This window comes from Methylobacterium sp. Leaf399 (assembly GCF_001424525.1).
Lineage (GTDB): Bacteria > Pseudomonadota > Alphaproteobacteria > Rhizobiales > Beijerinckiaceae > Methylobacterium.
On sequence record NZ_LMQK01000035.1, the window covers coordinates 148,049 to 168,754 of the forward strand.

Below are 20,706 nucleotides of genomic sequence, written 5' to 3' on the forward strand. Positions count from 1 at the left end.
AACTGGCATGATCGGGCGCGCGATGGTCGGGACCGCGGACGGGCGGCATCGTCGGCGCAGGATCGACGGCGGTCGCAACACAAAAGGGCCGCCTCCCGCGATCCGAGAGAGACGGCCCTGGCTTCACCGGGGTGAGAGGGTGCCGGGCGGTTCCGTCGCCGCCCGGCGTCCCGCTCGCCTTTAGTGGGTTTTGACGTCGTAGCGGTCGAGCATCATCACCTTGTTCCACACCTTCACGAAGTCCTTGGCGAAGCGCGCCTCGCCACCCTTGCTGGCATAGACTTCGGCGACGGAGCGGAGCTGAGAGTTCGACCCGAACACCAGGTCGCAACGGGTCGCGGTGAACCTGGCCTCGCCGCTGGCGCGATCGGCCAGGGTGAAGGTCATGCCGGTCTCGTCGTCCTTACGCCAGTCGAGGTCGACGCTCGTAAGGTTGACGAAGAAGTCGTTCGACAGCACGCCGACCCGATCCGTGAACTGGCCGTGCTTCGACCCGTCGTGATTGGCACCCAACGCACGCAGGCCGCCGACCAGTGCGACCCATTCGGGGGCCGTGAGCGTGAGCAGGTAGGCCTTATCGAGGAAGAGCTCCTCGGGCGAGACCCGCCCTGCCGTGATCGCCGCGAAGTCGTCGGCCACGAAGTTGCGGAAGCCGTCGACCACGGGCTTCAGCCACTCGAACATCTCGATGTCGGTCCGATCCTGGGTCGTGTCGACCCGGCCGGGCGTGAACGGCACGGTCGCCGCATGGCCGCCGTCGGCCAGCGCCTTTTCCACCGCCGCGCATCCGCCGAGAACGATGAGGTCGGCCAGCGACACCCGCTTGCCGGCCGACTTCCCGTTGAACGCCTCGGCGACCTGCCTGAGTGCGGCCACCACCGGTACCGTCCGCTGGTTGATCGCCCAGTCCTTCTGCGGAGCCAGGGCGAGCCGGCCGCCGTTGGCGCCACCGCGCTTGTCGCTGTCGCGGTAGGTCGCGGCCGCGGAGAAGGCCGTGAACGAGAGGTCCGACACCGACAGGCCGGTGGCCAGGATGTCCCGCTTGAGGGCGGCGATATCGGCCTCGTCGATGAGCGCGAAGTCACGCGGCGGGATCGGATCCTGCCACAGCAGGTCGTCCTCGATCTTCACCTCCGGACCGAGGTAGCGCTCCTTGGGTCCCATGTCGCGATGGGTCAGCTTGTACCATGCCTTCGAGAAGGCGAGCGTGAACGCGTCGAAATCGTTCAGGAACTTCTCGCAGATCTTGCGGTACTCGGGGTCGACCTTCAACGCGATGTCGGTGGTCATCATCATCAGGCCGTGCATCTGGCCCGGGATGTGAGCGTCGGGGGTCTTAGGCGCGTCCGGATCGGCCGGCGTCCACTGCGACGCGCCGGCCGGGCTCTTGGTCTGCACCCATTCGAACTTGAAGAGGTTCTCGAGGTAGGCGTTGTCCCACTTCGTCGGGTCGGGCGTCCAGCTGCCTTCGATGCCGTTGGTCATCGTGTTCGGCCCGGCGCCGGTGCCCTTCGGGTTGTGCCAGCCGAGCCCCATCGCCTCGATCGGCGCGATCTCGGGCGGCGGCCCGATCTGATCGGCCGGAACCATCCCGTGGCTCTTGCCGAAGGCGTGGCCGCCGGCGATCAGGGCCACGGTCTCCTCGTCGTTCATCGCCATGCGGGTGAAGGTGGTGCGGATGTCGCGCGCCGCACCCATCGGGTCGCCGTTGGAGTACGGGCCTTCCGGGTTCACGTAGATGAGCGCCTGGTGCGAGGCGGCCAGCGGGTTCTCGAGATCGTAGTCGGCGTCGCCGTTTTGGCCGCGCCAGCGCTTGTCGCGGGTCACCATGCTGTCGAACGAGGTGACGTTCGACGGGTCCCAGACCTCGGGACCCCAGTAGGTCGCGTTGTCGGCCTCCCACGCGTCCTGACGTCCGCCGGCGAAACCGTAGGTCGGGAAGCCCATGATCTCCAGGGCGCAGTTGCCGGTCAGAATCATCAGGTCGCCCCACGACAGGGCGTCGCCGTACTTCTGCTTGATCGGCCAGATCAGGCGACGGGACTTGTCGATGTTGCCGTTGTCCCACCAGCTGTTGATCGGCGCGAAGCGCTGGAGCGCCTCTCCGGCACCGCCGCGACCGTCGGAGATCCGGTAGCTGCCGGCCGAATGCCAGGCCATGCGGATCATCTGAGGGCCGTAGTTGCCGTAGTCGGACGGCCACCACGCCACCGACGTCGTGAGGAAGGACTTGATGTCCTGTTTCACCGCGTCGAGGTCCAGGGTCTCGAACGCCGCCTTGTAGTCGAAGTCCTCGCCCAGCGGATTGGCCTGCGGACCGTTCTGGTGGAGAAGCTCGACCTTCAGGCGATTGGGGTACCAGTCCGACAGCGACGGCGTGGTGCCGACCGCGCCGCCGATCCGGTCACCGCCGAACGGGCACTTGCCCTCCATGACGAACGTACTGGTATCGAGTGCGATATTCTTGATCTCGTTCACGTAAAATCCCTTTTATAGCGCGATGTCGTCCCGATGCTCGGCTCGTGTCGCACCTCGGCGAGCCGACGATACTTGTCTCCGACCCGTTCTGTTGCCCGCCCTGCAGGCGGATGGATGCCGGTCGGATGGAACGGCGACATGCCGTGCGCACGCGTCGCCGTCCTTTCAAGCAGGGGTCCGTCGCGAAAGGTGCGTTCCTCGGGACCCAGACCTGGAATCGTTCCGAGGGGCTTATGCTCGCTCTGGTGTCGTTTGGCCAATGCATCGTTACGAAATGTGTGATAGGCGCTGTCTATGAACATCTCGGGCCTGTCCCTGCGTGACCTCGAATACGTGGTGGCCCTGGCAGAGGAGCATCACTTCGGCCGGGCCGCGGAGCGCTGCAACGTTAGCCAGCCGACCCTGAGCGTGCAGGTGCGCAAGCTCGAGGAGGGCCTGGGCCTCACCCTGTTCGAGCGCGGCAACCGCCGGGTGATGACGACGCTGGCCGGCCAGGGCATCGTGCGCCAAGCGCGCACCGTGCTGGCCGAGGCGCAGCGCCTGCTCGTCCTGGCGAGCGAGGGGCGCGGCGCCCCCCTCGTCGGCCGCCTCGTGCTGGCGGCGATCCAGACGCTGGGGCCCTACCTCTTTCCCCTGGTCCTGCGCAGCCTCCGGCAGGATTTCCCGCTGCTGTCGCTGGCCCTCAGCGAGGCGCGCACCGCCGAGATCCTGGAGGGACTGCGTGACGGCCGGATCGACGCGGCGCTGGTCTCGCTGCCGCTGCCGACGTCGGGACTCACGGTCTCGCCGCTGTTCATCGAGCCGTTCCTGCTCGCCTGCCCGGCCGACCACCCGCTGGCCCGCGGCGGCGCCCTGCGCGCCATCGATGTCGCCGGCCCCGACCTCCTGCTCCTCGACGAGGGCAATTGCCTGCGGGACCAGGCCGTGGCCGCCTGCGGCGCCGGCAATGCCGCCGGGCGCCATGCCACCAGCCTCGAGACCCTGCGCTCGATGGTGGCGGCCGGGGCCGGCTACACCCTGCTGCCGGCCCTGGCGGCCCCGTCCGGTCCCGACCCGAGCGGGCTCACGGTGACGCGGGGGTTCGACGTCGACGGCCCTGGGCGCACCATCGCCCTGGCCTGGCGGTCGAGCGACCCGCGCGCGGCCGGCCTGTCGCACCTGGCGGCGTTCTTCCGGGCGCATGCGCCCGCGGGCACCACCGCCTGCCGCGACGACGCGGTGCCGCGGACGAAGCCGGCGCGCCGTGACAGCGTGGCCGATCCGGTGTAGCGCCGCGCCGACCGGGGCGAGCCGCCCTCGTCCCTCGTGATCGGCGCGCCGGTGCCCCAGGCCACATCTCCCCTCACCGCGGCCTCACTCTGGGCCGGCCTCCTCGTCGTGTCGGGGACGTTGGCCTACGGCCTGACCCTCGCGCATTTTCCGGCGGCCCTGCTGCTCGGGCCGATGCTGGCGGCGATCGCCTTCGGGGTCTCGGGCGCGTCCATCCGCATGCCTAAGCCCGGCTTCCTGACGGCCCAGGCCCTCGTCGGCTGCCTCGTGGCGAAATCGGTGACGGCAGATATCGTCGGCACCATCCTCGGGGACGGAGTGCTGATCCTCGCCGTCGTCCTGGTGACGGTAGTGGCCGGCGCCATCGTCGGGGTGGTGCTGACTCGTCTGAAGGTCCTGCCGGGCGCGACCGCGGCCTGGGGCTCGTCGCCGGGCGGAGCCGCGGCCATGGTGGCGATGTCGGAGGACTACGGGTCCGATCCGCGCCTCGTCGCCTTCATGCAATACGTGCGCGTCGCCCTCGTGGTGGTCTCGGCCTCGGTGGTGGCGCGGCTGCTGACGGACGTCGCCGCGCCCGGTGGCGCGGGGGAGGTCATGCCCGAGGATCCCCGCCTTCTCGCGGTGCTCGCGACCCTGGCCGTCGCCGCGACGGGGGCGGGGCTCGCCCTCGCGCTGGGGCTCCCCGGCGGGGCGCTGATCGGCCCGATGATCCTCGGGGCCGTCCTGCACGCCACGGGCGTGGCCAGCATGTCCCTGCCGGCCACGCTCCTCGACGCCGCCTATGCCACGATCGGCTGGTACGTGGGCCTGCGCTTCACGCGCGAGACGGTGCGCGAGTCGCTGTCGGCCCTGCCCGGCATCCTCGTGGCGACGACCGGGCTGATCCTGCTGTGCGGCGGCTGGGCCTACGGGATCACCTTCCTCCTGCCGATCGATTTCCTCACCGCCTACCTCGCCACCTCCCCGGGCGGGCTCGACTCCGTGGCCATCATCGCGGTGGGTTCGAAGGTGGACGTCTCCTTCGTCCTGGCCGTCCAGACCCTGCGGCTGTTCGTGGTGCTGATCACCGGGCCGATCCTCGCCCGTTGGATTGGCGGCAACGCCGCGGAGACCTGAGCGGCGATGCCGGCGCTGTGGCTCGCCTTCCTCAATTCCTGGCGCGGCCTGCGTCACGGTGCCCGCACCGAACGGGCGATCCGCCTCGAACTGGCGCTGCTCGCCGCCGGGCTGCCCCTGGCCTGCCTCGTCGGCGAGACCTGGTGGACCCGGCTCGCCCTGGTGGCGAGCCTGCTCCTCATGCTGGCGGCGGAATTCCTCAACACGGCCGTCGAGAAGCTGTGCGACCACCTGCATCCGTCCCACCATCCGGCGATCGGGACGGTCAAGGATCTGGCCTCCGCCGGCGCCTTCCTCGCGCAGATCGTCGTCGCCCTGGTCTGGCTCGCAGGCGTGGCGACGCGGATCGGCTGAGCAGCGCGACCTCACGGCCGTCTCGCTTCTCGCCGTCCCGGCGCCTATGTCGGTGGGCGCGGCGACCACATCGGCCTCCGCACGTCCCGGAATACCAGAGCCTTGACCGACTACATCCGCAAGATCCTCACCGCCCGCGTCTACGACGTGGCGATCGAGAGCCCCCTCGACCCGATGCCGCGCATGTCCAAGCGTCTCGGCCGGCCGGTGCTCCTCAAGCGCGAGGACCTGCAGCCGGTGTTCTCGTTCAAGCTGCGCGGCGCCTACAACAAGATGTCGGGGCTCGATCCCGCCGTGCTGGCGCGCGGCGTCATCTGCGCCTCGGCCGGCAACCATGCCCAGGGGGTGGCGCTGGCGGCGCAGAAACTCGGCGTGCGCGCGGTGATCGTGATGCCGCGCACCACCCCGGCGATCAAGGTCGATGCCTGCCGTGCGCGAGGCGCCGAGGTCGTGCTGCACGGCGACGCCTTCGACGAGGCCCTGGGCCACGCCCGCGAGCGCGAGGCGGCCGAGGGCCTGACCTTCCTGCACCCCTTCGACGATCCCGACGTGATCGCCGGCCAGGGCACCATCGGCATGGAGATCCTGACCCAGCACTCCGGGCCGATCGAGGCGATCTTCGTTCCCGTCGGCGGCGGCGGTCTCGCCGCCGGGGTCGCGACCTTCGTGAAGTACCTGCGTCCGCAGACCAAGGTGATCGGCGTCGAACCCGACGACGCCGCCTGCATGAAGGCCGCCCTCGACGCCGGCGACCTCGTGATGCTGCCCACCGTCGGCCTCTTCGCCGACGGCGTCGCCGTGCGCCAGGCCGGAGCGGAGACCTTCCGCCTCTGTCGCGACAACCTCGACGGGGTCATCACGGTGGACACCGACGCCATGTGTGCGGCGGTCAAGGACGTGTTCGACGACACCCGGGCCGTCTCCGAGCCCTCCGGCGCCCTGGCCCTGGCGGGGGCCAAGCGCTACGCGCAGCAGCACCCGGAGGGGACCGGGACGCTGGTCGCGATCTCGAGCGGCGCCAACCTCAACTTCGACCGGCTGCGCCACATCGCCGAGCGCGCCGAGATCGGCGAGCAGCGCGAGGTGCTGCTCGGCGTCACGATCCCCGAGCGCCCCGGCGCCTACCGAGCCTTCATCCACAGCCTGGGCCCGCGCGCCATCACCGAGTTCAACTACCGCAACGCCGGCACCCCGGAAGCGCGGATCTTCGTCGGCATCAACCTCGCCGGCGGGGTGGCGGAGAAACACGCCCTCGTGGCCTCCCTCGGCGAGGCCGGATATCCCGTCGTCGACATGAGCGACAACGAGATGGCCAAGGTCCATATCCGCTACATGGTCGGCGGCCGCGCCACCGGGCTCGCCGACGAGCGCATCTACCGCTTCCAGTTCCCCGAGCGGCCGGGCGCCCTGATGAAGTTCCTCGACCGTCTCGGCGAGGGGTTCGACATCACCCTGTTCCACTATCGCAACCACGGCGCCGACTACGGCCGGGTCCTGGCGGGCATCGCGGTGCCGGAAGCCGAGCGCGGCCGCTTCGACGCGGCGATCACCGACCTCGGCTATCCCTGCACCGACGAGACCGACAACCCCGCCTACCGCATGTTCCTGGACTCCGCCGCCTCGACCCCGGCGCACGCATAGTCCTCGGTTCCGGGGCTCAAGATTCTCGCCTCCGACCTTGAGTCCGCCGGGCGTCATCGCCGCCGCCCGGCGTCGAACCGTCGCTCGAACGATTTGCCCGCCGCAGGGCGATACTGGCCACGATCGGGGATCGGCACCTGAGACCTGTCCCTGACCAAACCTTAACCCTTGGCGGCGTATCACGACTGGCTTCAGACCTGTGCGACGAGCCGATGCCGATGTTCTCCAGCCTCAACGCCCGCCTTCCCGCCATCACCGTCGGCCTGGCGCTCCTCAGCGCGGCCACCATGGGCACGGTGAGCTGGTATTCGGCCAAGGCCGGTCTCGTAGCGGCCGCCAACGACCGGCTGGAGTTCGCGGCCACGACGAAGAAGACGAGCCTGGAACTCATCGGCAACCGCGCGGTCGGCGACCTCGCCACGGTGGCCGCGAACCCGCAGGTGTCGGGCAACGTCCAGGACCTCGTCGAGGCCCTCGATCCCGGCAAGCCCGGCTATGCCGAACTGGTCAAGGCCTTCACCGGCCCTGCCACGGCCGGCGAGCGCATGGCCGTGGAGGGCGCCGGCACGATGTATGGCCGGCGCCACGCCAAGGTGCAGGAGGCCGGGCGGCGCCTGCTCGAACGGCCGGGCTACGCCGATCTTCTCTTCGTCGATGAGGCCGGGCGCATCGTCTACACCACGACGAAGGGCGCCGACTTCTCCCGCTCGCTCGCCGAACCCGAGATGACGGGAACGGGCCTTTCCAAGCTGATCGAGCGCCTCAGGACGGCCGATCCGGAGGCGACCCTGTTCCAGGACTTCGCACCCTACCCGGTCGACAAGGGCCCTTCCGCCTTCCTCGGCCGCTCCGTGCAGCGCCGGGCCAATGTCGCCATGGGAACCGGCCAGGAGGCCACGCGCATCGGCTACCTTGTCCTGCGCCTCGACCCCACCCTGTTCAAGGACGCCCTGTCCGACCGGACCGGGCTCGGCAGGACGGGCCAGATCATGGCCGTCGGCGAGGACGGCCTCCTGCGCAGCGACCCGCCGCTGGCCTCCTCCAGGCTGGCCGGTTCGCCCGTCGCCACCCTCGGCTTGCCGACCGCGGCCCTGGCGAGCCCGGTGCCGTTCTCCTACGGGACCGGGGCCGAGACCCGCATGGCCGCCTCCTCCAGGCTGTCGCTCCTCGGCGCACCCTGGACGCTGGTCGCCGAGCAGTCCGAGGACGAGGCGCTCCACGCGGTCGCGAACCTGACGCAGACCCTCGCGATGTCGGCCCTGCCCGTCCTCCTCCTCACGGCGCTGGCGGGCCTGTTCTTCGCCCGGACCATCGTGCGGCCGCTCGGCGCGCTCAACGACGCCCTCAAGGCGCTGGCCCGGCGCGAGCCCCTGTCCGATGTCGCCGGGAGCCGCCGGGCCGACGAGATCGGCGACATCGCCCGCTCCGTCGTCATCATCCGCGACATCTCCCTGGAGGATGCCGCCCTGCAGCTCCAGACGACCGAGGCCTCGCGGATGCGGCAGGAGAGCGAGCGCCGCGCCATGCTGGCCGACCTCGCCGACCGCTTCGAGCATTCGGTGGGCTCCATCGTGACCAGCGTCTCGCAGGCGGCCGGCGGCCTCCAGGCCGCCTCGGGCACGATGAACGCCGCCGTCGAGGATACCGCCCGCCGCTCGAACTCCGTGGCGGTCACGGCCCACGAGACCGCGGGCAACGTCAACGCGGTCGCGGCCGCCGCCGAGGAGCTCGGCGCCACGGTCCAGGAGATCGGCCGTCAGGTCGAGCAGGCCGCGGAGATGTCGCGCACCAGCGTCGGGCAGGCGAACCAGACCGCCCAGACCATGCGCGACCTCTCGGCCGCGGCGACCCGGATCGGCGACGTCGTCGGCATGGTTTCCCAGATCGCCTCGCAGACCAACCTGCTCGCCCTCAACGCCACCATCGAGGCGGCCCGCGCCGGCGAGGCGGGGCGCGGCTTCGCGGTGGTGGCCGCCGAGGTCAAGAATCTCGCCGAGCAGACCACCCGTGCCACCGCCGAGATCGGCCAGCAGGTCGATGCGATCCAGGCCGCGACCGGCGGGGCGGCGGGCGCCATCCAGGGTATCGTCGCCCGGATCGAGAGCATGAGCGCGGTCACCACCAGCATCGCCGCCGCGGTGGAGGAGCAGGGCCTGACCACGCGGGAGATCGTGCGCAACATGGGCCAGGCCTCCTCCGGCACCGCCGGGATGAGCGCAGACATCGAGGAGGTGGCGCGCGCCGCCGCCGATGCCGGCGCCTCAACGGCCCAGGTGATGCAGGCCTCCGACGACCTCTCACGCCAGTCCGACCGGCTCCGCGCCGAGGTCGGGCAGTTCCTGTCGACGGTCCGCGCCGCCTGAGCACCGCAACAGGCACGACGGGGAGGACGCCTCAGGGTTGACGCGGGGCGCCCGCCACGTCCAATGCGCCCTCCCCCGGGGAGCCCCGCGTGATGCCGCCGTTGCTAGCCATGCCGTTCCCGGCCATCGACCCCGTGGCGGTGGCGATCGGGCCGATCACCATCAAGTGGTACGCCCTCGCCTACATCGTCGGCCTCCTGGGCGGCTGGTTCTATGCCCGTCGCCTCGTTGCCAGGACGAGCCTCTGGGGCGGCCTCAGCCGCCCGAGCCTGACCGACATCGACGACCTGATCGTGTGGGTGGCACTGGGCGTCGTTCTCGGCGGACGCCTCGGCTACGTGCTGTTCTACAATCTGCCCCTCTACCTCGACGATCCGATGGAGATCTTCGCCATCCGCAACGGCGGCATGTCGTTCCACGGGGGCTTCGCCGGAGCGGTGCTGGCGATGCTTCTCTTCGCCAGACGCCGCGGCATTCGCGCCTTCGCCCTGTTCGACCTGGCCGCGGTGGTCGTGCCGATCGGCCTGTTCTTCGGGCGGATCGCCAACTTCGTGAACGGGGAGCTGTGGGGGCGGATCGCGCCGGATTTCGCCTATGCCGTCGTGTTTCCCTCCGGTGGCCCCCTGCCGCGACACCCGAGCCAGCTCTACGAGGCCGCCACCGAGGGCGCCCTGCTGTTCCTCGTGATGGCGTTTTGCGCCTATCGCTTCGGGTTCCGGCGGCCCGGTCTCCAGAGCGGGATCTTCGTCCTGGGCTACGCCGTGGCGCGCACCCTGTGCGAGTTCTTCCGCGAGCCGGACCGCCAGCTCGGCTATCTGTTCGGATCGCAGGTCTCGTTCCTCGGCGGCGGCATCACCATGGGCATGGTGCTGTGCATCCCGATGGCGCTCGTCGGCATCGTCGCCATCATCATGGCCCTGCGCGGCGTCACCCGCCCGCGCGAGACCGGCGAGGGGTCGATGCGGCCTGACGGCGTGGCGAGGTGACGACGCCGCTCCTGGCCGAGCTGCGCGACGAGATCGCCGCCGCCGGGCCGATCGGGCTCGACCGCTACATGGCGCTCTGCCTGTCCCACCCCGTCCACGGCTACTACCGCACCCGCGACCCCCTCGGGGCGCGGGGCGATTTCGTCACCGCGCCCGAGATCAGCCAGATGTTCGGCGAGCTCATCGGGCTGTGGATCGCGTCCGTCGGCGCGATGATGGCGGCCACCGCCCCCCTCGCGATCGTCGAACTCGGGCCCGGCCGCGGGACCCTGATGGCCGATGCGCTGCGCGCGTTGCGCCGGGTCGCCCCCGACGCGGCGGTCGACCTTCACCTCGTCGAGACCAGCCCGACCCTGAGGGCGATCCAGGCGACATGCCTCCATGCCCATGCACCGACCTGGCACGAGAGCGTCGAGACCCTGCCCGAGGGCCCGGCCATCGTCGTCGCCAACGAGTTCTTCGATGCCCTGCCGGTGCGCCAGTTCCAACGGACCGAGCGCGGCTGGTGCGAGCGGCTCGTGGGTCTCGATGCGGCCGGTACCGGGCTCGCCTTCGGGCTCGCCGCCGAGCCAGACCCTCGCTTGACCGCGGCCGCGCCCGTCGGTGTCGTCCTTACCCTGCCCGGCGCCGCCCTCGACGTCGTCCGGCACCTGTCCGCCGCGCGGGTGCGGGGCGGCGGCGCGGTGCTCGTGATCGACTACGGCCATGCCCGCCCCAGCTTCGGCGACTCGTTCCAGGCGGTCTCCGGGCACCGCTTCGTCGATCCGCTTCGAGATCCGGGAGAGGCCGACCTGACGACCCACGTCGATTTCGCCGCCCTGGCGGCCGCGGCCGCCGGCGAGGGGGCCGCCGTCCATGCGGCGATCGACCAGCGCGACTTCCTCTTCGCCCTCGGGCTCCGCGCGAGGGCCGACCGCCTCAAGCTCCGGGCGACCCCGGCGCAGGCCGAGGCGATCGAGGCGGCCGTCATGCGCCTCACCGAGGCCGGCCGCACCGGCATGGGGCGCCTGTTCAAGGCCATGGCGTTCGGACATCCGGCCCTCGGGCCCCTGCCTGGCTTTCCCTCTCCGCCGGATTCCGCTCAGCCGTAGCGGTGCAGCGCCGTGCCGTGGCGCTTGAGCCAGGCCTCGGCCTCCTCGACGTGAGGGCAGAGGTCGTTCAGCAGCGCCCAGAACCGGGACGAGTGGTTCATCTCGCGCAGGTGCGCCATCTCGTGGGCTACGAGGTAATCGAGCACCACGGGCGGCGCGAGGATCAGCCGCCAGGAAAAGTTGAGATCGCCCGCCGCCGTGCAGGACCCCCAGCGGCTGCGGGTGTCGCGCACGGTGAGCCGGCGCGGCGCCTGGCCGAGGGCGGCCGCATAGGCCGCGACCGCCACGTTCAGGTCCTTGCGGACCTCGCGGTCGAGGAAGTCGCGGACCCGCCGACCCACATGCGGCGCCTCGCACGAGACGGCGATGGCCGGCTCGTCCTCGATCAGGACGGCCGCGGTGGCGGCACTGCGGGTGCCGCGATGCACGATCCGGTGCGGGACGCCGCGCAGGGGCAGCATGGCACCGGCCTCCAGGGCGACGCGTTCGGGAACCTTGGCGAGCCGAAGCGCGATCCAGTCGCGGTGGCTGGCGGCGAACTTCTGCGCCGTAGCGATGGCGGTCCTGGCCGGCAGCGTCATCACCACCTCGCCGGTGGCGTGGCTGACGCGCAGGGTCAACCGGCGAGCGGAGGCGCGCCGGCGCAGGGCGATGCGCAGGGCCGCATCCTCGTGCTGGATCTCGATGTGGTCCGGGTCGGGAGCCGGCGGGCGTCGGAACGGGAGTCGCATGGGGCCGGCTTGGAGTCCCTCACAGATCTCCCGATCGCCGGGAGGTTCCTCCCCGTGCACGACGGTGCGACGGGAGTCTCGTGAGAGACTCTTAACCGTCCGGAAAGGCCGCTTCCATCGCGCCGGCGACAGGGAAGCCTCATTCTCCCGCCTCGCCGGGGCGCATGCGGCGCGGCCCTGCTTCACCGAAACACCGACCGCGAGGCTTTACGGAACACCGGCCGGCGCTATCGTCTTCTTCGACATGACGGACATGAGTTCCAGCGGTTTTTCCCGCAACGCGCGCCACCTGCGGCTCGACACCTTCGTGCGCCTGCGGTGGCTGGCGATCACCGGGCAGAGCGCCGCCGTCGTCGGGGCCCAATTCGGGCTGGGCCTTCCGCTGCCGTTCGGGTGGTGCTTCCTCGTCATCGCGGCCTCGTCGTGGCTCAACCTCGCCCTGCGCATCCGCTTTCCGGCGAGCTACCGCCTCAGCGACGATTCGGCGGCGCTTCTGCTCGCCTTCGACATCATCCAGCTCGCGGCCCTCCTGTTCCTGACGGGCGGCCTGCAGAACCCGTTCTCCCTGCTGTTCCTCGCGCCGGTGCTCATCTCGGCCACCGCCCTGCCGCCCGAGCGCACTTTGGCCCTCGGACTGCTGGCGGTGGGCCTGGCGACCCTGCTCGCCCTGGTCCACCGTCCCCTGCCCTGGTTCAGCGACGGCCGCCTCGAACTGCCGTTCCTCTACGTCTCGGGGGTTTGGACCGCGATCCTGCTCGGCACGGCGTTCACCGGGGTCTACGCCTGGAAGGTCTCCGAGGAGACGCGCCAGCTCGCCCAGGCGCTGGCCGCTACCGAACTCGTCCTCGCCCGCGAGCAGCACCTCTCGCAGCTCGACGGACTGGCGGCGGCGGCGGCCCACGAACTCGGCACGCCGCTGGGGACCATCATGGTCGTCACCCGCGAACTGACCCGTCAGCTCGGCGCCTCCGCCTCGCCATCGGTGCAGGAGGATTTGGCGCTCCTGCGCGATCAGGTCGATCGCTGCCGTGGCATCCTGTCGAAGCTCACGTCTCTCGACGGCGACGAGGGCGGCTTCCTCCAGACCGTGAGCCTGCGCCACCTCGTCGAAGAGCTGGTGGCACCGCAGCGCGCGATGGGCATCGCCCTCGACGTGACCACCGAAGGCGAGGGGCCGGAACCGGTCTGCCGCCGCAACCCTGGCATCATGTTCGGGCTCGCCAACATCGTCGACAACGCCATCGACTTTGCGCAGACACGGGTCGCGATCGAGGCCCGCTGGACCTACGACAAGGTCTCCCTCGAGATCCGCGACGACGGACCCGGCTTCTCGAGCGAAGTCCTGCTCCGGGCGGGCGAACCCTACGTGACCACCCGCAGCCGCGACAAATCGCGCGAGGGCAGCGAGGCCGGTGCCGGGCTCGGCCTCGGGCTGTTCATCGCCAAGACGCTGATCGAGCGATCCGGCGCCCAGCTTCTCCTGTCGAACCTGTCGAGCCACGATGCGGCCGGCCAACCGAGGACGGGGGCGATGGTGCGGATTTCCTGGGCGCGCCATATCTTCGAGCGCGATACGGTTGCGCACAATGAATTTGGCGCGGTTCAGCATTCACCCCTGATCGAACGCGGAGCGGCGCCTATATAAAGGTCTCGTGACCAGTTGGAATGTGGAGGAGCGTCAGATGCTGACGCAAGGTGGAATGCCGAGCGCCGATCCGGTGACATTGGCCGAGAACGATCCTTTGGCTGCTTTTTCCGATCGCAGCCTGCTCATCGTAGACGACGACAAGCCTTTCTCGACCCGGCTCGCTCGGGCGATGGAGTTGCGCGGTTACCATGTTCAGGTCGCCGAAAGCGTGGCCGAGGGCGTCGCCGCCGTCGACGCGCGGGCGCCGGCCTTTGCCGTGATCGACATGCGCCTCGGCGACGGTAACGGCTTGGACGTGATCGCGCGGCTGAAGGACCTGCGGCCCGACGCCCGCGGCGTGATCCTGACCGGCTATGGCAACATCGCCACCGCCGTGACCGCCGTGAAACTCGGTGCGTTCGATTATCTCGCCAAACCGGCCGATGCGGACGAGATCCATGGGACGCTCATGGCGCAGCCCGGCGAGCGGGCCGACCCTCCGGAGAACCCGATGTCGGCCGACCGGGTGCGCTGGGAACACATCCAGCGCGTCTACGAATTGTGTGGCCGCAACGTGTCGGAAACAGCGCGGCGTCTCAACATGCACCGGCGTACGCTCCAGCGCATCCTGGCCAAGCGCGCGCCGCGATGACCCAAGGGCGACCGGGTCCGGCGTTGCGCCGGGCCCGCGCCGTGCGATAAGCCGACCCGGAGCGAAGAATCCTTCGGGAGGCTTCGTCAGTGTCTGCCGAGGAACCTTGAGCCGTGAACACGCGCAATCTGATCACGATCGTCAGCATGATGGTGCTGGTCGGAACCGAAGTCTTCGCCGTGGCGATCGCGTCCGGCTGGGCGCTGGCGGGCCTCCTCGATCTCGGTGACCGCGTCGGGCATGTGTTGATGGTGCTGTTCAGCCTGGTGGCCGTTTGGATCATGGTCCAGTTGTGGCGCCGCGCCACCTCGATCGAGCCGATCCGGACAGCCCGCCCGTCCCACTGACGCTGCCGCCCCGGTGCGCAGGGGAATCGCATTTGAGGATTTGATGTAGCGCCGGTTTGGGAATTGGGCTTCTGCGAGGCTTTTGGAGCGGATCGCATGCGGAGCCTGATCACGATCCTCGGGACGATCCCCGATCCCCGCACCGGCAACGCACAACGTCACGAGCTTCTGGATGTTCTGACGATTGCGCTGGTGGCGTCGATCTGCGGCTGCCAGACCTGCGTGGACATGGCCGACTTTGCCGAGGACCGCGAAGCGTTGTTCCGGGAGTTCCTGCGCCTGGAGCACGGACTGCCGAGCCACGACACCTTCTCGCGCCTGTTCCGTCTTCTCGATCCGCACGCCCTGTGCTCGGCGTTCGGCCACTTCCTGGACGTGTTGGGGTCGGAAGGGAGCGGTGGTGTCGCCATCGACGGCAAGACCCTGCGCCGCTCCTTCGACCGGGCCGTGGGCACCAGCGCCCTTCACGTGGTCACCGCGTTTGCGGCAGATGCCAAGCTGGTGATCGGCCAGAAGGCGGTCGCCGCCGGCAGCAACGAGATCGTCGCCGGCCGGGCGCTTCTCGAACTGCTCAGCCTGAACGGCGCGCTCGTCACGGCGGACGCAATCCATTGCCAGAGCGAGACCGCCCGGACCGTGCTGGCGCGGGGTGGCGACTACCTGTTCGCGCTCAAGGGCAATCGCCCGGCCCTGCACGCGGACGTGAAGGCGTTCTTTGCCGATCCGCCCGCCGACAGCCTGGCCTGGCACGAGACCAGCGATGCCGATCACGGTCGGATCGAGATCCGCCGCCACGCCGTCACCCACAGCGTCGACTGGCTCTTCTCCGACCGCCGCTACGCCGGGGAGCCCGCCATGCCGGGACTGGCCAGCCTCGCCATGGTCACAAACACGGTCGAGCGCGACGGACAGACCACCACGGCGACCCGCTATTATCTGTCCTCGGCTAGCCTCACCCCCGAACGCTTCGCCAGCGCCGTGCGAGCGCATTGGCACATCGAGAACAGCCTTCATTGGGTCCTCGATACCGCCTTCGACGAGGATCGCGCCCGCACGCGCAAGGATCACGGCCCGGAAAACCTCGCCATCCTCCGAAAGCTCGCCCTCAACGTCCTCAAACAGGCCCGCCCCGGCCTGTCCATTCGGCGCAAAAGAAACAGGGCCGGATGGTCCGACGCCTTCGCCAGGACCATCATCGCTCAAATGCGATAGCCCTGCCCCGGTGCGGCACTCGCGTTGCCAGGCGCAGGGTTCTTGACTATCGGCAGGGCAGCTTCCCTCACGGGGCTCGACCCCCTGCCCATGAAAGCCCGCCCATGAAAGCCCGCATCGTCGTCACCCTGAAGACCGGCGTCCTCGATCCGCAGGGCAAGGCGATCGAGGCGGCCCTGTCGTCGTTCGGACTCGAAGGCATCGGCGGGGTACGCCAGGGCAAGGTCTTCGATATCGAGCTCGCGGGGACGGATCGCGCCGCCGCCGAGGCGACCCTGCGGCAGGCGTGCGAGAAGCTTTTGGCCAACACCGTGGTCGAAGACTACGCGATCGAGATCGTTTGATGCGCGCCGCGATCGTCGTCTTTCCCGGCTCCAATCGCGAGGCGGACGTGGCGCGGGCCCTGCGCCTCGCCGGAGCCGATGTCGTCACCGTCTGGCACACCGAGACGACGCTTCCGCCAGGAACCGACCTCGCCGTGCTCCCGGGCGGGTTCTCCTATGGAGACTACCTGCGTTGCGGCGCCATCGCCGGCCGCGCGGCGGCGATGGACGCGGTGCGCGACCATGCGGCACGCGGCGGCCTCGTCCTCGGCATCTGCAACGGCTTCCAGATCCTGTGCGAATCCGGCCTGCTGCCGGGCGTGCTGATGCGCAACGTCGACCGGCGCTTCATCTGCCATCGCCAGCTGCTGCGCGTCGAGCGGGCCGATACCCGCTTCACCTCGGCCTATGCCAAGGATCAGGTGATCGACGTCTGCGTCGCGCACGGCGAAGGCAACTACTTCGCCGACCCCGAGACGATCGCGCGGGTGGAGGGCGAGGGGCGGGTTGCGTTCCGCTATTGCGACGCCACGGGCGCGCTCAGCGTCGATGCCAACCGCAACGGCTCGCTCAACTCCATCGCCGGCATCTACTCGGAGAATTTCAACGTGCTCGGGCTGATGCCGCACCCGGAGAACTTCGTCGAGGATCTCGTCGGCGGCACCGACGGGCGCGGCCTGTTCGCGAGCCTCGCCGCCTGACCGGCGACCGCGAGGCCCGGGTCGAGCCCAGGCCTCGCGACTGTCCCTAACGCGAGAACTTCTTGTACTTCAGCTTCTTCGGCATGATCGAATCGAGCCCGAGGCGGCGCTTCTTGTCCTCCTCGTAATCCGAGAAGTTACCCTCGAACCACTCGACGTGGCTGTCGCCCTCGAAGGCGAGGATGTGGGTCGCGATGCGGTTCAGGAACCAGCGATCGTGGCTGATGATGACGGCGCAGCCCGCGTAATCCTCCAGCGCCTCTTCGAGCGCCCGAAGGGTCTCCATGTCGAGGTCGTTGGTGGGCTCGTCCAGCAGCAGCACGTTGGCGCCACCCTTGAGGGTGCGGGCGAGGTGCACCCGGTTGCGCTCGCCGCCCGAGAGCGTGCCGACCTTCTTCTGCTGATCGCCGCCCTTGAAGGCGAAGGCCGCGCAATACGCGCGGGAATTGATCTCGCGCTTATTGAAATAAATGATGTCGTTGCCGCCCGAGACCTCCTGCCAGACGGTGGCATTGGGATCGAGGGCATCGCGCGATTGGTCGACGTAGCCGAGGTGGACCGTCTCACCCACCGAGATCGTGCCGCCGTCGGGCTTCTCCTGGCCGGTGATCATCTTGAACAGGGTCGTCTTGCCGGCGCCGTTGGGGCCGATCACCCCGACGATGCCGCCGGGCGGCAGCTTGAACGACAGGTCCTCGATCAGCAGCCGGTCGCCGAACGCCTTGTTGAGGTTGGTGAACTCGATGACGTTGTTGCCCAACCGCTCGTCGATCGGGATCACGATCTGGGCCGAGGCGTCGATCTTGTCGTTCTGCTTGGCCACCAGCTCGTCGTAGCGGGTGATACGGGCCTTGGACTTCGACTGGCGGGCCTTCGGCGAGGCCGAGATCCACTCCTGCTCGCGGTTGATCGCGCGCTGGCGGGCCATGTCCTCGCGGCCCTCCTGGGCGAGGCGCTTCTGCTTCTGCACCAGCCAGGCCGAGTAGTTGCCCTCGTAGGGATAGCCGCGGGCCCGGTCGAGCTCGAGGATCCAGCCGGTGACGTTGTCGAGGAAGTAGCGATCGTGGGTCACGATCAGGATCGCGCCGGGATACTGCTTGAGGTGGCCTTCCAGCCAGTTCACCGTCTCGGCGTCGAGGTGGTTGGTGGGCTCGTCCAGCAGCAGCAGTTCGGGCTCCCACAGCAGGAGCTTGCACAGGGCGACGCGGCGGCGCTCGCCACCCGAGAGCGTGGCCACGGGCTGCTCGTCGCCGGGACAGCCCAGCGCCTCCATGGCCTGATCGACCTTGGAGTCGAGCTCCCACAGGTTGGCCGCCTCGATCTTGTCCTGGAGGGCGGTCATCTCGTCCGCCGTCTCCTCGGAGTAGTTCATCGCGAGATCGTTGTAGCGGTCGAGCAGCGCCTGCTTCTCGGCGACGCCCTCCATCACGTTCTCGCGCACGCTCTTGTTGGGGTCGAGGTGGGGCTCCTGCGGCAGGTAGCCGACGCGCGCGCCCTGCGCGACGAAGCCCTCGCCGGTCCAGTCCTTGTCGAGGCCGGCCATGATCTTGAGCAGCGTCGACTTGCCCGATCCGTTGATCCCGAGCACGCCGATCTTGGCATCCGGGTAGAAGGACAGGTTGACGTTGTCGAGGACCTTCTTGCCACCAAGGTAGGACTTGGTCAGGCCCTTCATGTGGTAGATGAATTCGCGGGCCATGAGGCTGTCCTTGTCGGTTGCTCGCCGTCGGTCGCAGGCTTATGCGACATCCGGCGATGCGCGGCGCGATCGGCGGTCCGCAAAACCGGTGCCCACCGTGCCCGCACCGCTCGCGCTGATGATATGGGTCCAGCGAGTATCAGGGCGCCCCGCCCGCGGCAAGGCGGGCCTACGGCACAGGGGCGAGGGCATGGGTGCGCGCCCGGTCAGGTCCCCGCGAAGGGGTTCGGAACCGTCCGGCTCGCCGGGCGCTCCTCGACGACGGCCTCGGGGAGATCCTGCTCGGACAGATGCGCCACGATCGCGTCGAGGATCGCCTTCAGCTCCCTGGCCCGGGCGAGACCGTGGCGGTCCCGGGTGATGTCGAGCCCACCGTGAAGGGCGATCGCCGTCGTGCCGTTCTCGATGGAGAACGCCGCGATCTGGCGGACCGTCGCATCGTCGGCGAAGGGAACGAAGGCGTCGTGTCCATCGGGTTCCTGCATCGGGGCTGTCCTGTCTCGAGCAAAACCGGCTTCCATCTCGACGGCCGCGACCAGGCCGTCGAAGTCAAAAGATCGCCCGCATCAACTCCCGCCACAGGGACCTGAGCAGGCGTTCGATCTGCCGCTCCAACCAGGCGGTGAGCGGATCCTCGCCGCGACGCTCGCGCGACCGGTCGTAGGTCCGGGGCTCGGGCAAGGTCATGACCTGCGCCTTGGCCGTGGGCGACAGGCTCGGGAACGGATCGACACCGGTCAGGGCGGCGAGCTCGACGAGCGGGACCTGGCGCCATTCGCCGTCGGCGCGATTGGGAACGAGATAGGCCGCCCCCTCCCGGCGCCGGGGATCGTAGACCGCCTTGAACAGGTCGGTCGGAACCAGCACCCTGCCGTTGATGCTCGTCACCGTGGCGCCCGAGAACACCGGGCCGGTGACGACGAAGAGGGTGCCGCGCTCGGTGGCCAGGCGCCGCACGGCTTCCTCGATGCCCGCCCACAGGTTGCGGTTCACGCTGCGGTCCTGGGGCACGATATTGGCGAGGCTGAAGGATTCGGCCTGTGCCGCCCCGGTCGGCATGTCGCCGGCCGGCGCCAGGTGACCGCGGTCGAAGCCGCTGCGGACGTAGTCGTCGAGGCGCGCCCGCATCGTCGCGGGAAGGCGGTCCTCGTCGCGGAAGGCATCGACCCGGTCGATCGTGCGGGCCGCGGCTACGCTCGCGCGGGTGAGGCTCTGGGCGGCGTAGAGCGGCGTCCGCGCGATGCCGGAATGCAGGACGGCAAAAGCCGAGAAGCACAAAGGGACCGTCTCGCCGCGCAGTTTCGGGTTAGAGAGGACGGGCTGCGTTCCGTCGAGGAAGAAGGCCGGGCAGGTCTCGGCCGCCGTGGCGGGCAGACAGCAGGCGAGCAGCGCCGCCGCCACGCCGGCCCTGAGCATCGTGGCCCATCCGCTCGGGAAGGACGGGGGCGTCAGAAGCAGACCCGGACCTTGCGCGTGCCCGACGGCGTGGCGCGCCAGCGATAGCCGCAGGGCCGCCCGAGCGATCCCTCGAACGGGGCGACCTGCCGATCGACGGGCGGGGGCGGCGTCAGGCGGATGGCCGGAATGACGATGTCAGAAGCGGCGCGGCCGGGCGAAGGGACGAGCCAGGCGCCGGCGAGGAGGACCAAGGCGGGCGTGCGGATCATGGCCTGCCCCGTCGCGGTGCGGAAAGCACAGGTTGCGGAAAAGTGCATGTCGACGTTGATCGGCGCGTCACACATCCTTAACTGCCGCCTCGACGTGCGATCGGGTAGAGTGGCCACGTCGGTCGCGTTTCGTCGCCGGATGCATGGGTTACGGCAGATGCATGGGGTACGGCGGGAGCCCGTGGCGGGCCCCGCGTGCCAAACACTGGCGATATCGGTATGGATATCGCAAAGCAACGTCGATCGTGCCCTGCGGCGACGCTTGCGCGGTATGGTTTTTATGGCTTGGACCCCTCGCGAACGAGCGAGGGACAAGCGAACGAGCGGATAGAGCATTGGTGGCGATGGATACCTCGATTCTGGACGGTCTTGTCGAGACGTCGTCGCTGCGGGCCCTGCCCGAGGGCGAGTTGCAGGCTGTGGCCGATGCGGTGCGGCGGGAGATGATC

19 protein-coding genes are annotated in these 20,706 nt (G+C 69.5%); 13 read left to right on the top strand and 6 right to left on the bottom strand.

Going from position 1 to position 20,706, the window contains the following annotated elements; genetic code table 11:
- Positions 1-180 precede the first annotated feature (180 nt).
- The gene (gene katG, locus ASG40_RS20005) at positions 181-2,433 is read right to left on the bottom strand and encodes a catalase/peroxidase HPI (protein ID WP_156387840.1); all 2,253 of its coding nucleotides are present in this window, start codon (positions 2,431-2,433) and stop codon (positions 181-183) included.
- A 339-nt stretch (positions 2,434-2,772) separates the two neighbouring features.
- Here katG and ASG40_RS20010 point away from each other — a divergent pair, with 339 nt between their 5' ends.
- The 7 genes from ASG40_RS20010 (at position 2,773) to ASG40_RS20040 (ending at position 11,298) form a co-directional block, all read left to right on the top strand.
- Positions 2,773-3,747: a LysR substrate-binding domain-containing protein gene (locus ASG40_RS20010; protein WP_055889839.1), complete on the top strand. Its 975-nt coding sequence runs from the start codon at positions 2,773-2,775 to the stop codon at positions 3,745-3,747.
- 51 nt (positions 3,748-3,798) lie between these two features.
- Positions 3,799-4,863, top strand: coding sequence for an AbrB family transcriptional regulator (locus ASG40_RS20015; protein WP_055889966.1), 1,065 nt, complete (start codon positions 3,799-3,801; stop codon positions 4,861-4,863).
- A gap of 6 nt (positions 4,864-4,869) precedes the next feature.
- Positions 4,870-5,217 (top strand): diacylglycerol kinase, encoded by a 348-nt coding sequence (locus ASG40_RS20020; protein WP_055889841.1) that lies wholly within the window; start codon positions 4,870-4,872, stop codon positions 5,215-5,217.
- A 69-nt stretch (positions 5,218-5,286) separates the two neighbouring features.
- On the top strand, positions 5,287-6,858 hold the full coding sequence (gene ilvA, locus ASG40_RS20025; RefSeq protein ID WP_082524174.1) for a threonine ammonia-lyase, biosynthetic: 1,572 nt from the start codon (positions 5,287-5,289) through the stop codon (positions 6,856-6,858).
- Positions 6,859-7,070: 212 nt separating this feature from the next.
- Positions 7,071-9,221: a methyl-accepting chemotaxis protein gene (locus ASG40_RS20030; protein ID WP_055889847.1), complete on the top strand. Its 2,151-nt coding sequence runs from the start codon at positions 7,071-7,073 to the stop codon at positions 9,219-9,221.
- A 92-nt stretch (positions 9,222-9,313) separates the two neighbouring features.
- Positions 9,314-10,207 (top strand): prolipoprotein diacylglyceryl transferase, encoded by an 894-nt coding sequence (gene lgt, locus ASG40_RS20035; RefSeq protein ID WP_055889849.1) that lies wholly within the window; start codon positions 9,314-9,316, stop codon positions 10,205-10,207.
- A complete protein-coding gene (locus ASG40_RS20040; protein WP_055889852.1) occupies positions 10,204-11,298 on the top strand; it encodes a class I SAM-dependent methyltransferase in 1,095 nt (364 codons plus the stop codon). Before lgt ends, ASG40_RS20040 begins: the two co-directional genes overlap by 4 nt.
- On the opposite strand, the gene ASG40_RS20045 is transcribed toward ASG40_RS20040, so the two are convergent.
- A complete protein-coding gene (locus tag ASG40_RS20045) occupies positions 11,289-12,029 on the bottom strand; it encodes a M48 family metallopeptidase (protein ID WP_055889855.1) in 741 nt (246 codons plus the stop codon). The two genes, ASG40_RS20040 and ASG40_RS20045, sit on opposite strands and share 10 nt — an antisense overlap.
- A gap of 244 nt (positions 12,030-12,273) precedes the next feature.
- On the opposite strand from ASG40_RS20045, the gene ASG40_RS20050 reads away from it, so the two are divergent.
- The 6 genes from ASG40_RS20050 (at position 12,274) to purQ (ending at position 16,891) form a co-directional block, all read left to right on the top strand.
- Positions 12,274-13,674, top strand: coding sequence for an ActS/PrrB/RegB family redox-sensitive histidine kinase (locus tag ASG40_RS20050; protein ID WP_055889857.1), 1,401 nt, complete (start codon positions 12,274-12,276; stop codon positions 13,672-13,674).
- Positions 13,675-13,711: 37 nt separating this feature from the next.
- Positions 13,712-14,308, top strand: coding sequence for an ActR/PrrA/RegA family redox response regulator transcription factor (locus ASG40_RS20055; RefSeq protein ID WP_055889860.1), 597 nt, complete (start codon positions 13,712-13,714; stop codon positions 14,306-14,308).
- Positions 14,309-14,421: 113 nt separating this feature from the next.
- Positions 14,422-14,655 (top strand): hypothetical protein, encoded by a 234-nt coding sequence (locus tag ASG40_RS20060; protein WP_055889862.1) that lies wholly within the window; start codon positions 14,422-14,424, stop codon positions 14,653-14,655.
- A 96-nt stretch (positions 14,656-14,751) separates the two neighbouring features.
- Positions 14,752-15,867, top strand: a complete 1,116-nt coding sequence (locus ASG40_RS20065) for an ISAs1 family transposase (protein ID WP_055889864.1) — start codon at positions 14,752-14,754, stop codon at positions 15,865-15,867.
- A gap of 104 nt (positions 15,868-15,971) precedes the next feature.
- Positions 15,972-16,211 carry a phosphoribosylformylglycinamidine synthase subunit PurS gene (gene purS, locus ASG40_RS20070; RefSeq protein ID WP_055889866.1) on the top strand — a complete coding sequence of 80 codons (240 nt, stop codon included), beginning with the start codon at positions 15,972-15,974 and terminating at the stop codon, positions 16,209-16,211.
- The gene (gene purQ, locus ASG40_RS20075) at positions 16,211-16,891 is read left to right on the top strand and encodes a phosphoribosylformylglycinamidine synthase subunit PurQ (protein ID WP_055889870.1); all 681 of its coding nucleotides are present in this window, start codon (positions 16,211-16,213) and stop codon (positions 16,889-16,891) included. The genes purS and purQ overlap by 1 nt, the downstream gene beginning before the upstream one ends.
- A gap of 46 nt (positions 16,892-16,937) precedes the next feature.
- Here the strand turns inward: purQ and ettA are convergent, their stop codons facing one another.
- The 4 genes from ettA to ASG40_RS20095 all read right to left on the bottom strand — a co-directional run bounded on the left by ettA (position 16,938) and on the right by ASG40_RS20095 (position 20,305).
- Positions 16,938-18,590: an energy-dependent translational throttle protein EttA gene (gene ettA, locus ASG40_RS20080; protein ID WP_055889873.1), complete on the bottom strand. Its 1,653-nt coding sequence runs from the start codon at positions 18,588-18,590 to the stop codon at positions 16,938-16,940.
- A 206-nt stretch (positions 18,591-18,796) separates the two neighbouring features.
- Complete coding sequence (locus tag ASG40_RS20085) at positions 18,797-19,075, bottom strand: hypothetical protein (protein WP_055889876.1); 279 nt, start codon at positions 19,073-19,075, stop codon at positions 18,797-18,799.
- Between the two features lie 64 nt (positions 19,076-19,139).
- Positions 19,140-20,006, bottom strand: coding sequence for a DNA/RNA non-specific endonuclease (locus tag ASG40_RS20090; RefSeq protein WP_055889878.1), 867 nt, complete (start codon positions 20,004-20,006; stop codon positions 19,140-19,142).
- A gap of 32 nt (positions 20,007-20,038) precedes the next feature.
- Positions 20,039-20,305 (bottom strand): hypothetical protein, encoded by a 267-nt coding sequence (locus tag ASG40_RS20095; RefSeq protein ID WP_162243332.1) that lies wholly within the window; start codon positions 20,303-20,305, stop codon positions 20,039-20,041.
- Positions 20,306-20,706: the final 401 nt, after the last annotated feature.

Coding starts and splice junctions, on each gene's coding strand:
- katG (WP_156387840.1), bottom strand. CDS start 2,433: ATGGAGGGCAAGTGCCCGTTCGGCGGTGACCGGATCGGCGGCGCGGTC.
- ASG40_RS20010 (WP_055889839.1), top strand. CDS start 2,773: ATGAACATCTCGGGCCTGTCCCTGCGTGACCTCGAATACGTGGTGGCC.
- ASG40_RS20020 (WP_055889841.1), top strand. CDS start 4,870: ATGCCGGCGCTGTGGCTCGCCTTCCTCAATTCCTGGCGCGGCCTGCGT.
- ASG40_RS20030 (WP_055889847.1), top strand. CDS start 7,071: ATGCCGATGTTCTCCAGCCTCAACGCCCGCCTTCCCGCCATCACCGTC.
- lgt (WP_055889849.1), top strand. CDS start 9,314: ATGCCGCCGTTGCTAGCCATGCCGTTCCCGGCCATCGACCCCGTGGCG.
- ASG40_RS20045 (WP_055889855.1), bottom strand. CDS start 12,029: ATGCGACTCCCGTTCCGACGCCCGCCGGCTCCCGACCCGGACCACATC.
- ASG40_RS20050 (WP_055889857.1), top strand. CDS start 12,274: ATGACGGACATGAGTTCCAGCGGTTTTTCCCGCAACGCGCGCCACCTG.
- ASG40_RS20055 (WP_055889860.1), top strand. CDS start 13,712: ATGCTGACGCAAGGTGGAATGCCGAGCGCCGATCCGGTGACATTGGCC.
- ASG40_RS20065 (WP_055889864.1), top strand. CDS start 14,752: ATGCGGAGCCTGATCACGATCCTCGGGACGATCCCCGATCCCCGCACC.
- purS (WP_055889866.1), top strand. CDS start 15,972: ATGAAAGCCCGCATCGTCGTCACCCTGAAGACCGGCGTCCTCGATCCG.
- purQ (WP_055889870.1), top strand. CDS start 16,211: ATGCGCGCCGCGATCGTCGTCTTTCCCGGCTCCAATCGCGAGGCGGAC.
- ettA (WP_055889873.1), bottom strand. CDS start 18,590: ATGGCCCGCGAATTCATCTACCACATGAAGGGCCTGACCAAGTCCTAC.
- ASG40_RS20085 (WP_055889876.1), bottom strand. CDS start 19,075: ATGCAGGAACCCGATGGACACGACGCCTTCGTTCCCTTCGCCGACGAT.
- ASG40_RS20090 (WP_055889878.1), bottom strand. CDS start 20,006: ATGCTCAGGGCCGGCGTGGCGGCGGCGCTGCTCGCCTGCTGTCTGCCC.
- ASG40_RS20095 (WP_162243332.1), bottom strand. CDS start 20,305: ATGCACTTTTCCGCAACCTGTGCTTTCCGCACCGCGACGGGGCAGGCC.